Source organism: Acinetobacter sp. YH12116 (genome assembly GCF_013418895.1).
Lineage (GTDB): Bacteria > Pseudomonadota > Gammaproteobacteria > Pseudomonadales > Moraxellaceae > Acinetobacter > Acinetobacter indicus.
This window is the reverse complement of sequence record NZ_VPBE01000004.1, coordinates 102,451-114,779: the sequence shown is the minus strand read 5'-3', so window position 1 is coordinate 114,779 and position 12,329 is coordinate 102,451. Positions and strand designations below refer to the sequence as shown.

The 12,329-nt window shown below is 45.8% G+C and carries 11 protein-coding genes and 1 pseudogene; 6 read left to right on the top strand and 6 right to left on the bottom strand.

Features of this window, described 5'->3' with window-relative positions:
* Nucleotides 1–2 precede the first annotated feature (2 nt).
* Nucleotides 3–1,175 (top strand): acetyl-CoA C-acyltransferase FadA, encoded by a 1,173-nt coding sequence (gene fadA / locus FTU54_RS04500; RefSeq protein WP_034588021.1) that lies wholly within the window; start codon nucleotides 3–5, stop codon nucleotides 1,173–1,175.
* A 149-nt stretch (nucleotides 1,176–1,324) separates the two neighbouring features.
* Here the strand turns inward: fadA and FTU54_RS04495 are convergent, their stop codons facing one another.
* Both FTU54_RS04495 and FTU54_RS04490 read right to left on the bottom strand, forming a co-directional pair.
* On the bottom strand, nucleotides 1,325–2,686 hold the full coding sequence (locus tag FTU54_RS04495; protein ID WP_180046147.1) for a nucleobase:cation symporter-2 family protein: 1,362 nt from the start codon (nucleotides 2,684–2,686) through the stop codon (nucleotides 1,325–1,327).
* 545 nt (nucleotides 2,687–3,231) lie between these two features.
* Nucleotides 3,232–3,981 carry a hypothetical protein gene (locus tag FTU54_RS04490; RefSeq protein ID WP_104471815.1) on the bottom strand — a complete coding sequence of 250 codons (750 nt, stop codon included), beginning with the start codon at nucleotides 3,979–3,981 and terminating at the stop codon, nucleotides 3,232–3,234.
* A gap of 283 nt (nucleotides 3,982–4,264) precedes the next feature.
* Between FTU54_RS04490 and FTU54_RS04485 the strand changes: the two genes are divergently transcribed.
* Nucleotides 4,265–4,948 (top strand): DsbA family oxidoreductase, encoded by a 684-nt coding sequence (locus FTU54_RS04485; RefSeq protein ID WP_075175020.1) that lies wholly within the window; start codon nucleotides 4,265–4,267, stop codon nucleotides 4,946–4,948.
* Nucleotides 4,949–5,013: 65 nt separating this feature from the next.
* Here FTU54_RS04485 and FTU54_RS04480 read toward each other — a convergent pair whose 3' ends face one another.
* Complete coding sequence (locus FTU54_RS04480; protein ID WP_005181715.1) at nucleotides 5,014–5,214, bottom strand: dodecin family protein; 201 nt, start codon at nucleotides 5,212–5,214, stop codon at nucleotides 5,014–5,016.
* A gap of 405 nt (nucleotides 5,215–5,619) precedes the next feature.
* On the opposite strand from FTU54_RS04480, the gene FTU54_RS04475 reads away from it, so the two are divergent.
* The 4 genes and pseudogenes from FTU54_RS04475 to FTU54_RS04460 form a co-directional block, all read left to right on the top strand.
* Complete coding sequence (locus FTU54_RS04475) at nucleotides 5,620–5,781, top strand: hypothetical protein (protein ID WP_168369786.1); 162 nt, start codon at nucleotides 5,620–5,622, stop codon at nucleotides 5,779–5,781.
* Nucleotides 5,782–6,103: 322 nt separating this feature from the next.
* Nucleotides 6,104–6,283 (top strand): hypothetical protein, encoded by a 180-nt coding sequence (locus FTU54_RS04470; RefSeq protein ID WP_005181710.1) that lies wholly within the window; start codon nucleotides 6,104–6,106, stop codon nucleotides 6,281–6,283.
* Between the two features lie 9 nt (nucleotides 6,284–6,292).
* Nucleotides 6,293–7,630 (top strand): hypothetical protein, encoded by a 1,338-nt coding sequence (locus tag FTU54_RS04465; RefSeq protein WP_180046148.1) that lies wholly within the window; start codon nucleotides 6,293–6,295, stop codon nucleotides 7,628–7,630.
* Between the two features lie 262 nt (nucleotides 7,631–7,892).
* Nucleotides 7,893–8,855 (top strand): annotated as a pseudogene (locus tag FTU54_RS04460) (hypothetical protein); the annotation flags it as partial.
* 60 nt (nucleotides 8,856–8,915) lie between these two features.
* Here FTU54_RS04460 and htpG read toward each other — a convergent pair.
* The 3 genes from htpG to FTU54_RS04445 all read right to left on the bottom strand — a co-directional run bounded on the left by htpG (nucleotide 8,916) and on the right by FTU54_RS04445 (nucleotide 12,040).
* Nucleotides 8,916–10,835: a molecular chaperone HtpG gene (gene htpG, locus FTU54_RS04455; RefSeq protein ID WP_005181707.1), complete on the bottom strand. Its 1,920-nt coding sequence runs from the start codon at nucleotides 10,833–10,835 to the stop codon at nucleotides 8,916–8,918.
* Between the two features lie 92 nt (nucleotides 10,836–10,927).
* Nucleotides 10,928–11,272, bottom strand: coding sequence for a lysozyme inhibitor LprI family protein (locus tag FTU54_RS04450; protein WP_016659674.1), 345 nt, complete (start codon nucleotides 11,270–11,272; stop codon nucleotides 10,928–10,930).
* Between the two features lie 171 nt (nucleotides 11,273–11,443).
* A complete protein-coding gene (locus FTU54_RS04445) occupies nucleotides 11,444–12,040 on the bottom strand; it encodes an OmpW family protein (RefSeq protein ID WP_180074532.1) in 597 nt (198 codons plus the stop codon).
* Nucleotides 12,041–12,329: the final 289 nt, after the last annotated feature.

Genomic DNA, 12,329 nt, shown 5'->3' with positions numbered 1-12,329 from the left:
GAATGGCTACTTTAAATCCACGTGACGTTGTCATCGTTGATGGCGTACGTTCAGCAATGGGTAAATCCAAAAATGGTATGTTCCGCAATGTACGTGCTGACAGCCTTTCTGCTGAACTGGTACGTGCGCTGGTTGCTCGTAACCAATTCGATGTCAACGAAGTTGAAGACGTGATCTGGGGTTGTGTCAACCAGACGCTTGAACAAGGCATGAACATCGCGCGTAACATCGCGTTGCTGGCGGATCTTCCTAAAACTGTTGCAGGTCAAACGGTAAACCGTCTGTGTGGTTCTTCTATGCAGGCAATCCACACCGCAGCTGCGCAAATCGCAACTGGCCAGGGTGATATCTTCATCATCGGTGGTGTAGAACACATGGGTCACGTTGGCATGATGCACGGCATCGACCTGAACCCAGAAGCATCTAAACACTATGCAAAAGCATCTAACATGATGGGCTTAACTGCTGAAATGTTAGGTCGCATGAATGGCATTACCCGTGAAGAACAAGATGCGTTCGGTGTTGAATCTCACCGCCGTGCTTGGGCTGCAACTCAGGAAGGCCGTTTCAAGAACGAAATCATCGGGATCGAAGGTCATGATGCGAACGGCTTTAGAAAACTGTGCGACATCGACGAAGTAATCCGTCCAGATGCGAACCTGGAAGCGTTCAAAGCACTGAAACCAGTATTCGACCCTAAAGGTGGTTCGGTAACTGCTGCGACTTCTTCTGCGCTGTCTGACGGTGCATCTGCAATGCTGCTGATGTCTGCTGAACGTGCTCAGGCGCTTGGTCTAAAACCACGTGCAGTGATCCGTTCTATGGCGGTTGCAGGCTGTGACGCTGCGATCATGGGTTATGGTCCTGTACCAGCAACTCAGAAAGCGCTTAAACGTGCTGGCCTGAAAATTGAAGACATGCAGACCGTTGAGCTGAACGAAGCGTTCGCTGCACAAGGTCTGTCTGTTCTGAAAGGCTTAGGTCTGTATGAAAAACAGGACATCGTGAACCTGAACGGTGGTGCGATTGCGTTGGGTCACCCATTGGGTTGTTCTGGTGCACGTATCACGACTACCCTGCTAAATGTAATGGAGCAGCAAGATACTCAAATCGGTCTTGCGACCATGTGTATTGGTCTGGGTCAAGGTATCGCGACCATTATCGAACGTGTTTAATTCTTAAATACTTCGATCAAAAAATCCTCGCTTCGGCGGGGATTTTTTATTTTCGCGAAAATTATTCAAAACAAAACGCCCCATGTGCTACATCGGGCATTTTTAAATTGCATCTCAATCACGACTGAAGCAAGCTTCAGCTCATCGCCTTAATGTTCCGGCTTGGCCACTGTGGTTAACACTGGCTCAACCGTTGTCTTTTTACCAAAATGAAGATGGTTAAACAGGATATTCAGGAAAATCGCCATCACACAGGTCGAGCTAATGCCCGAATGGAACAGGGTTTTAAACCAGGTTGGAAACTGGGCATAGAAAGAATGATCAATAATTGGAATCATCCCGGCAGCCAGAGACGTCGCGACAATAATCAGGTTTTTCTGATCGCTATAGTCCAGTTTAGATAAAGTACGAATTCCGCTGGCCGCCACTGTACCAAATAGGACCAGACCAGCGCCGCCTAATACCGGCGTAGGAATGGAAGCAATAATACGGCCCATAATCGGTAGCAGGCCCAAAATCACCAGAATCAGGCCACCGGCAGCTACCACAAAGCGGCTTTTCACACCGGTAATCGCCACCAGTCCCACGTTCTGGGCAAAGGCACTTTGCATAAAGGTGCCAAAGAAGGGCGCTACTGCTGAGGAAATCATATCGGCGCGCAAGCCATTGGCAATACGCTTGTCATCGACTTTGGCACCGACAATATCTCCCACCGCAATAATATCGGCCGTGGTTTCAGTTAACACCACCACCATCACAATGGTCATGGACAGAATTGCGGACAGGTGAAAAGTCGGTGCACCAAAAGCCAAAAAGTCAGGAAAGGCAAACCAGGCGCCCTCACCCACTTTGGAAAAATCTCCAAAACCCAGCGCATAGGCCAGAATCGAACCGATCAGAATTGCCAGTAAAATTCCGGTACGGCGAATGGTTTCAGAACCAAAACGGCTTAAAAGCAGCAAAATCCCCAAGGTCATGGCGGCCAGACCAATATTCTGCATAGAACCCCAGTCAGGTGCATTGCTATTACCACCCATAATCCAGCGCACGGCCACCGGCAATAAAGACAGGCCGATGATGGTAATCACACAGCCAGTCACCACCGGTGGAAAGAAACGGATAATCTTGGCAAAAAACGGCGTCAGCAATAACCCGATTAAGGAGGAGGCAATCACCGCGCCCAGAATGGCATTAAAACCGCCACCCGTGGTGGCAATACCGACCATGGTGGCCACGCCGGCAAAGGACACGCCTTGCACCAGTGGCAAGCGTGCCCCGAAATATTTCACCCCCAAGGTCTGTAACAAAGTCGCCAGTCCACCCATAAATAATGAAGCAGTAATCAAGATCCCGATTTGCGCAGCAGTTAAACCGGCCGCTGTGCCGACAATTAATGGCGGTGCCACAATACCGCCATACATGGTTAATACATGCTGTAAGCCATAAGTCAGGCTTTTTCCTGTCCCTAAAAATTCATCTTCGGGCGAAATATTCTGTTTGCTCGTTGTCATGTGTAGCCCCACGCCGCAGCTCAGTGATGCTTTTCTCTGAAGCCATCTTTTAAAAATATACTGGCCCTTGCCTGCATGTTGCAGACAAGCGCTATTCCTGCGGGATTGGAGCAATTACTATGCCATTTTAAAAAATCTGCCGGATTTTGCTGGTAAATCGGCACCAACATGAGGAGGAGATGAACTAGTTAAAAACAAGAAAGAATAGAAAGATAATTTCTTAAATTTTAGAATTTTATCAATTACTTATACCAATATTTTTTCATTCATAATTTTATTCTTTTCCTCTTTTTAAATGGATCACGCACGATGCTGTCCATGTATATAACTCGTAGCCATCCACACCCTTAAAAAGCGCTAGAGGCTGTACACTCACAGTGCATTTTCACAGCCATCGCGGCCAGCAGCAGCACTAAAATATGTCCTGAGCCTGTGGCCAGGTGATCATTAAGAATGCACCTTGCATCTGCCGATACTGCCCCATGACGGTGTTGGGGCAGTATTAAGCTTTGGCTTAAAACAGGTGCAAGAAGTTGAGCTGTTACTTACAGTTTTTCAGCCAATGCCTGCTGATGCGCCTGGGTAATCTCCTGCATTTGCTGATTCAGCTTGAGCATGTCCTGATAGGCCTGATTAAACTGTTTCAGGCCTGCATCTTCATAGAACATAAACAGGTTGTTTTTCATTTCCCAGCGATTATTTTTTAGAATCCCAAGCAGCACATAGGCCTGACTCAGGCTCTGTTTTTCCAGCTCAAACAGCACTGTGCCTTCATCATTCTGGCGGCTTTCCAGCAGAGATTCACTTAACTGACGGCGTAGATGCGATTTAATCGGTAATTCTTCAATTTGGGCCAGCGCCTGTGCTTCATGTTCAGTCAGATGCTCCTGATATAGCTCCATCATAGCCTTGACCTGTGACAGCATGGCTTCGGTTTCGGCATAGTCCTGTTTTTTATCTTCATTCAGGCGTTTAATATCCAGAAACTGATCCCATTGCAACGCTTTCAGTTCGCGTAAATAGCTGTTACGCGCTTCGGCACTTTGCACCAGATGGCTAATCACAAATTCAGCCATCAGGGCATAATCACCGCTTAAACGCGGATCGGACGGATCAACCTGAATCGGGGTCGACCAATCCTGCGCCTGTACATAAATCTGCTCGGCCTTGTCATACAGTACGTTCTGATATTCGTGTAATTGGGTCAGTTCTTTTTGTTGTGCCTGATATTGATAAAACATCAATCCAAACACGGCACAGGTCACGAGGACGATGATCCACACTATACGTCGCATATCCTGTCCTCTTGTTGTATTTCTCGTTATCATAACGCTTTGTTGTTGTATCGCCTGTTTTTTAGACAAAATTATTCAACAAAGCACACAAAAGATCAAACAATAAAAATGACTTAAGTGATTTATTTTATTCAGCTAATTTTTTATCGTTTAGCTTATTTTCAAAAAATATAAAGTGATGAGGATGAAAAATACGGTTTGCTGGCGGCAAAGTACCCATCTCGGCTTTAATTCAGGCAAATCATCCCCATCAATAGTTGAAAACAATGCAAAGAGAATATTCATGCGTGTAGATATCTGGTCCGATGTGGTCTGCCCTTTCTGTTATATCGGCAAAAAACGTCTTGAAGCCGCGGCAGCACAGGTCGGCGTAGAACTTGAGGTGCACTGGCACAGCTTCCAGCTTGACCCGGAGGCACCGGAACGTCAGGAAATTTCCAACTCTGAACGTCTGGCACAAAAATATGGCCGTACCTTGGCAGAAGTAGAAGACATGCAGCGCAATATTGCCAGCATGGCTGCTGAAGAAGGCATCCAGTTTAACTGGGAACAGGCCAATTCCGGCAATACCTTGAATGCCCACCGTCTGATTCATCTGGCGCAAAGCAAAGGCTTGGGCAATGAAGCCAAAGAGGCTTTTTTCTACAGCTATATGACCCAAGGTCTGGCCATTGGCGAACGCGAAACGCTGGAAGATGTCGCTGCACGTATCGGTTTAAACCCGGTGGAAGTCGATGATGTGCTCGATTCCGATGCCTATGCCGATTTTGTGAAATTTGATCAGGATGTAGCACGTGATCAGCTTAAAGTGACGGGCGTACCCTTTTTTGTATTTGACCAGCGCGTTGCTTTAGCCGGTGCCCAGCCACGGGAAGTGTTTGAACAGGTGCTGAAAAAAGCTTTGGAAACACCTGCAGACAACGGCGCGCAATGTCAGGATGACCAGTGCGATGTACCGGAACAATAAGTAGTTACATCCTTAAGCATCGCTGCCATAAAAAATCCCCTTACGGGGATTTTTTTCTATGTACTTTATTCCACCAGGAAACTGATTTTTAAATTAACCCGATACTCGGTAATCTTATTGTCCTTAATCACCACTTTCTGTTCATTAATCCAGGCACCCTGCAGGTTTTTGACTGTTTCACCGACTTTGGCAATGCCGCTTTGAATGGCATCTTCAAAACTTTTATTACTGCTGGCATTCACTTCTACTACTTTTGCAATCGCCATGATTGATCCCTCAGTGTTGGTATAAACGTTCATCTTAGAATAAAAAATAGACAATAAAAGAGCGCTTAACCATACCGCGTCAAAAACTTACATCTCTATACAGATCAAGGGATTTGTACAGAGATGACGCGTGGATGGGGCAAAAAATCTGGAGATTTTTTCATCTTAAAACAGGATGATCTCGTTCTTGTAAAAATCATCATTAATTTAAATCTTGTAGCTAAATGATTAGAGCAATTATTCTAATTTATTGTTTTTAAATGTTATTTTTTAACAAAAAGTCTTAAACTTGCCGATATGATCATTTTCTCTCAATCACAACGCGCTATCATAGCCGTTGTTTGAATACACTCTCCCACGATGACTTTTCTCCCAAGTCATCCTTTTTTTGTGAAGGTAAGATTGATGAACGTTTTAAAAGCGCTTGGCCTGTTTATGGTCACCCTGTATGCAGCCAATGTATCAGCAGAAATGGTTTATGTACCAAGCTTCCCGACTGAAAAAGCCCACACTGAAACCGTGAGCAATGATCAGCCTGCAAGCGCTGAACAGAACAAAGAAGCTTAAGCACTTCTTTAAATACAAGCAGACCTCAGGTCTGCTTTTTTTATTGCAGTTTGGGGCCATTCTGTGCCTTGCACCTGATCCGACCGGACAATTTGAGACTGACATTTTTTGTCAATTCGGCAGCATGATCTGTTTATTCTCTGATTTAACTGAAATTTATCTAAAAAATTTTTTAATATTTCTTATATTGAAATCCCAATTTCTGTCATAAATGCCTAAAAATCCACAAAAGCTGACATTTTTTTTCATGTAATTTTTAGTGAAATACCTATAATCAAAGTGATCCAAAACAATTATTTAAGTCCAGGTTGATGAGAGAGCAATGCACGAACTTCAAGCCCTGATTCAGAGAAAAATTTCTCCACAAGAGATTAATGTAGAAAATCTGGTGGCGCTGGCGGAACATTATTCACAGCCGCATTCTGCCGAATACAAATTGGTTGAACTGGCCCTGAATATTGTCCTGGCCAGTTATCTGGAAAAAGCACAACAACTGGTTTAAGTTTCCACCATGAATACTTTAGAAAAATCCCGGCTGATTAAAGAACTGCACGACCTAACGGGCGCGCTGGAGCGCCGTTCCTTGAGTCTGTATGAAACCGCCAAGGCCAAAAGCCGGATTAAAAGTATTTTTGTTGAATGCGACCAGCCTCTGTTTAAAAAGCAGATTCTGGCCTATAAGACACAGGTGCAGCCGGAACGTTCTGCCGAAGAATTTGCGCGTGACACCATTTATGCACGTTCTTTTCGGGGCGTGTTTCAGCAGGTCGAGGCGCTAGAACAGGCCTTATATGCCCAGCCCGATTCAGGTTGGGCCATCTTGTATCAGCCCGCCTCCGGCTGGCAAATCTGGCTGATTCCGGCACCCGCACGTACTGCCCTGCTCAGTGACTGGGGCAATCTGGAACAGGTCTATCGCTGGATGTTGCAACAGCAGCATCAGTATCGCAGTCTGCACACCGATCTGGAATTACTTAACCAGCAAAACTATGCCGCAACGCAGGCCTTTCAGCATACCGTCGCAGCACGTTCATCTGTAGCGATAGAACCTGAAGCAGCAGCTCAGCAGTTCAAGCCTACCAAAGCCGCACCTGTTCAGCCTGAACAGCAAGCAGATTCCGTACCCGAAGCAGAGTCTAGCGCCCGTCATCTGCTGCTCAATCAGCTCAGCTGCCCGATTTCCGAATTACCCCTGGACCATCTGCCGGCGGAAAAACTGTGCCGGGTATTTTTACCAGCCCGGCCTGAAGTGATGCAGTATGCCGATGTGCTGGTTCATGATGCAGAGCAAGCAGCTCTGCTCAAGCGCCCCGGTTATGTGGCCGAGCAGATCAATGCCCAAGGTCGTTTTATTAAATATCTGGTCTTGTTTGGCGCCTTGGATGCCATGCAAGCCACCCGTTTTGCCCACGCCTTTAGCCAGCAGCATGAACATGAAATTGCCGCAATTCGTGAAATAGACAGCGCTGTACTGGAAAGCCAGCTGTTTGCGCTGGACAGTCTGTTTCAGTGCTATCAACATGCCGAGCAGATGATCTGGCACAAAGAAGATTATTATCCGTTTATTCCGCTGCACCTGATTCATACCCAGAAATTTATCCAGTTTGAGGAAACAGCAGCCACGCTGGCCACCCCGCTGATTTTATTAAAAGAGCGACAAAAAATTCGCCTGATTCATGGCCAGCAGCGTTTACAACTGGCGCGTACCGAACCGGCCTATCCCTATATTCTGCTCGATCGTCAGCAGGGCGTGAGCTGGCAAATCATTCAAAAAGTCTTGAATCACCTGCCTGCGCCGGTCGACCCTTTACGTCTGGTTCAGGCCATTCAACGGCTCACCGCCAGTTAATGTTTATGTTTTTGTAGCTGCATCTTGCTTTTCGCCTGAAGATTTTCAACACTAGCAAAAAGAGCTTAAAGATCAGTAAATAATGCCAAGAAAAGTACATTTTATAGCGCCATCATTATTATTATTTTGCCTGTTAGGCAGTGGATATACGGTTGCAGACAACAATACCAACCTGGAGACAGAACCGCAGACCGCACCACCAGGTTATGAGGTGCCACTGGTGCCCGAAACTGAGGCGGGTAATGGTTTTTTCTATACCCTGCCGCGGCTGATTGATGCCACCCCGACCATTTTGCCGGAACAGTCGAATGAACCGACTGTGCCGCCCACGCATGAAACCGAAGAACAAAGCTGGGTAGACCGGCGCCAGAAACAGATTCGCCACTGGGCAGACAATACCGCACATAAAATTGATAACTGGTTTGGAGAAACTAGCCCGGAGGAACCGGCCTCTGCGACCTTGCGTATTCTGGTCGACAGTCGCTGGAACAAATATGATGACTACGATATTAAACCGCGGGTACGTGGCCGGATTAAACTGCCGACGCTGGAACGCAAATTAAGTCTGGTCTTTGGTGATGACTCACTGGATAACGAACTGCAAAACAGTGTTGCCATTACCAATGAAAACCCCAGCAACAGCCCGGACAAAACCCTGGATGGTCGACGGGCGCGTGAAGACAACAGCTCCCTGGCCTTACGCTGGTCTGACTTCACTGAACGCTTACCCTTTGAAACTGATGCCGACCTCGGGGTGCGTTCCGGTGATGATATTTATGCCCGTTTAAAAATTGCCAAGGACTGGGAACTGGTCAATGACTTTTCCTTTCATGCCGAGCAGATTTACCGTTACGGCCTCGACAGTGAAAACTATTTAAGAACCAACCTGGAACTTATTCATGCCCGGCCCGATCATCCGTTTTTAAGCAACCAGTTTAGCCTGACCTATGCCGATGAACAGGATGATGACCTCAGATGGGACAACTACAGCTTTAGACAGCACCAGTTCTTCCACGGCAACCGTTTTAACTACGGGCTCTACACCGGCGGTTATTATCATAATGATGATTTACGCCTGAACAGCTGGGGACCATTTGTGTCCTGGCGTCAGCCGTTCTTGCGTGAATGGTTTTTTGTGCAGGGCGACCTGAATTACTATAATGATGACCGTGAAGACCGCAGCCATTTCCCGAGTGTCTTGCTGCGTTTAGAAGCCCTGTTCTAAAGCCGTCAACAATATAATCGTGCATTAAAAAACCTCCCGCAGGAGGTTTTTTTAATAGGCTTATTTTAAGAGCAGACTGTTGATGCGTTTCAGGTACTCTGCCGGATTTTCTGGCAGTCCCCCTTCTGCAATCAGGGCCTGATCAAAAATCACATTGGCCAGATCATCAAACTGAGCCGAACCTTGCAGTTTTTGCACCAGTGGATGCTGCGGGTTAATTTCCAGAATCGGTTTCATTTCTGGCACCGGCTGACCGGCATCTTTCAGCATCCGGATCAGCTGTGGCGACAATTCCCCGTCAGCCGTAACCAGACAGGCCGGAGAATCAACCAATCGTGTGGTCACGCGCACTTCTTTGGTTTTATCTTTCAGCGATTCAGACAGCTGCTCCACCACTGGCTTAAACTGCTCTGCCGCCTGTTCCAGTGCCTTCTTCTCTTCAGCATCTTGCAGATCGCCCAAATCGACCGCACCTTTAGACACGTTTTGCAGCGGTGTACCATCAAACTCATGTACGAAGTTCATGGCCCATTCATCAACACGTTCAGTCATCAGCAGGACTTCAATGCCTTTTTTCTTGAACAGCTCCAGCTGCGGCGAGTTCTTGGCCGCGGTCAGGCTATCTGCGGTTACATAGTAAATGGCTTTCTGGCCGTCCTGCATCCGCGCTTTGTAATCTGCCAGTGAAGTACTGACCTCATCCTGGGTGGAGGTCGCATAGCGTAATAATTTCAGGATACGCTCACGGTTACCAAAGTCTTCGCCCAGGCCTTCTTTTAAGACCGAACCAAATTCACGATAGAAAGTCTTGAAGTTGTTCTGGTCTTTTTCATCTTCAGATTTGGCCAGACCATCCAGCATGGTCAGCACACGGCGTGCGTTACCTTCACGTATGGTTTTCACATCGCGGCTTTCCTGTAGCAGTTCACGGCTGACGTTCAGCGGTAAATCGGCGCTATCCACCACACCCTGTACAAAGCGCAAATAGTTTGGAATCAGGTTGTCAGCATCATCCATAATAAACACGCGTTTGACATACAGCTTGATGCCAGCTTTGGCTTCGCGGGTAAAAATATCATGTGGTGCTTTTGGTGGAATATACAGCAACTGGGTATATTCGGTGCTGCCTTCGACACGGTTATGCGACCAGGCCAGCGGCGCTTCAAAATCATGGCTCAGGTTTTTATAAAACTCGATATACTGTTCTTCGCTAATCTCGTTTTTACTGCGGGTCCATAAAGCACTGGCCGAGTTAATCGCTTCCCATTCATCAGTTTTCACATACTGGCCGCCTTTTGGCTGTTCACCTTCCGCTACTTCCTCTTCCTGCCAGACTTCTTTTTGCATTTGAATGGGCAGGCTGATGTGATCAGAATATTTATTGATAATCTGCTTCACTTTATAGCTTTGCAGATAGTCCAACGCATCTTCACGTAAATGCAGGATGATGTCGGTGCCACGACCTTCCTTGTTGATTTGCTCGACTTCAAATTCACCGGTGCCACCGCTGATCCAGCGTACACCTTCCGATGCGTCCAGACCGGCACGGCGTGATTCTACGGTAATTTTATCGGCCACAATAAAGCCAGAGTAGAAACCCACCCCAAACTGGCCAATCAGCTGGGCATCGGCTTTTTGATCACCGGTCAGCTTGGACATAAAGTCTTTGGTGCCGGATTTGGCAATGGTCCCCAGGTTATCAATCGCTTCCTGCTGGCTTAAACCAATACCGTTATCGGAAATGGTCAGGGTATTGTTCTCTGCATCCAGACGCACACGCACGCGCAGGTCCGGATCATTTTCATAATATTCAGGATGGTTGATGCCTTCAAAACGCAATTTATCGCAGGCATCAGAGGCGTTAGAAATCAGTTCACGCAGAAAAATTTCAGGGTTGGAATAAAGAGAATGCGTCACCAAATGTAAAAGCTGAGCCACTTCAGCCTGGAAACTGTGTTTTTGTGCGCTTTGTTCGCTCATTCATCACTCCTTAAATTGACAGCATTGTTGTATTGGAATGCCTTATGAATTGGAGTGAGGCGACGATTTTTCAATAGGAAAACAAAAAAATATTAAAATGGGCCCTGCTGATAGACCCGCTGCATATACTGCTCCAGCTTTTGCTGACGCATCTGGTAAACTTGGGTCAGACATTCAACCGACTGGCCACAGCGGTCACGCAGGGCCAGCCAGCGCACCTGTTCATCCCGTATAGCCGAACGTGTCCCCATCGGTACCAGACGGTTAATAATTTTATAGGTGGTGGCCATCTTCACATCGGCATCATTAACATTACGATGTTCACAAATGGCATGTTCGGTTGGGGTTTGAGCACGTTCACAATTAAAGCTGGCTGCAGCGGCAGGCAGGCTGATCAAACTGGCGAAGACCAAGGCAAAGGTTGTATTTCTATTCATATTTGATCTTCTCACTTTTTCATTTCTTTCATTTCATTCACTACAAATTAAATGAAAACGAATACTTAACTCAATATTCCGATTTTGTTCTATTGTTATCATTTTGCAATAAAAAGGCCCCATCACCAGGATGGGGCTACGCTGAATTTTATTATTGGTACTTTTTTATAATTAGAATTTGTAGCTATAACCGATGGTGTACACCATTGGATCGATATCTAAATCGAAGCTTTCTAGACCTTCAATTTGAACTTCTGGGCTGATTTGTGCATAACGTGCATCAAAGAATACGCCCCAGTTTTTGGCATCTGCAGGCTGGAAGTTAAAACCAATCTGGCCGGCAAAACCAAAATCTTCTTTTACTTTTACATCTAAACCAGTTAGCGCACCTTTTGTTTCTTCATCCCATGCTACAAACGCGGTACCACCGACACCAATGTACGGTCTAAAACCGGTATTGTTTTTAAAATGGTATTTTGCCGTCAGCGTTGGTGGTAAATGTTTAATACGTACCACATCTGTACCCGCTAACTGAACATCATGGTTAATTGGTGCAGCTAAAAGCAGTTCTGTCGAAATATTGTCATTAAAGAAATATTCAACTGACGGGGTAAATGCATATTCATGATCTGCCTCAACTGTTGCGCCGCCGAGATTATAATCGCCTGTAGGTGCTACAACCGAACCGCCCAGCTTGACTTGCCATTGGCCTGCCATCGCAGAAGCAGAAAGACCCATTAATGCAACGAGTGTAATTTGCTTTAACATTTTAATACCCCACTGGAAGATTATTTATTTAAAAATTAAACATTAATTAATAATAAACACGTTAGAAATTAATATGCAATACTTATCCGATATAATAATTTTATATTATTTTCAAGCCATTGATTATTAAATTAATTTATTTTAACCAACCACACAACTTGGTTTTAAATACCAACCTGCTTTATCAAGATTAAATAATAATATTCAGATTAAAATACTCAGGTTTATTTTAAACGCTCTATAATATATATTTTAAATACATCTATTATTAGATTATCAGAATGATTAT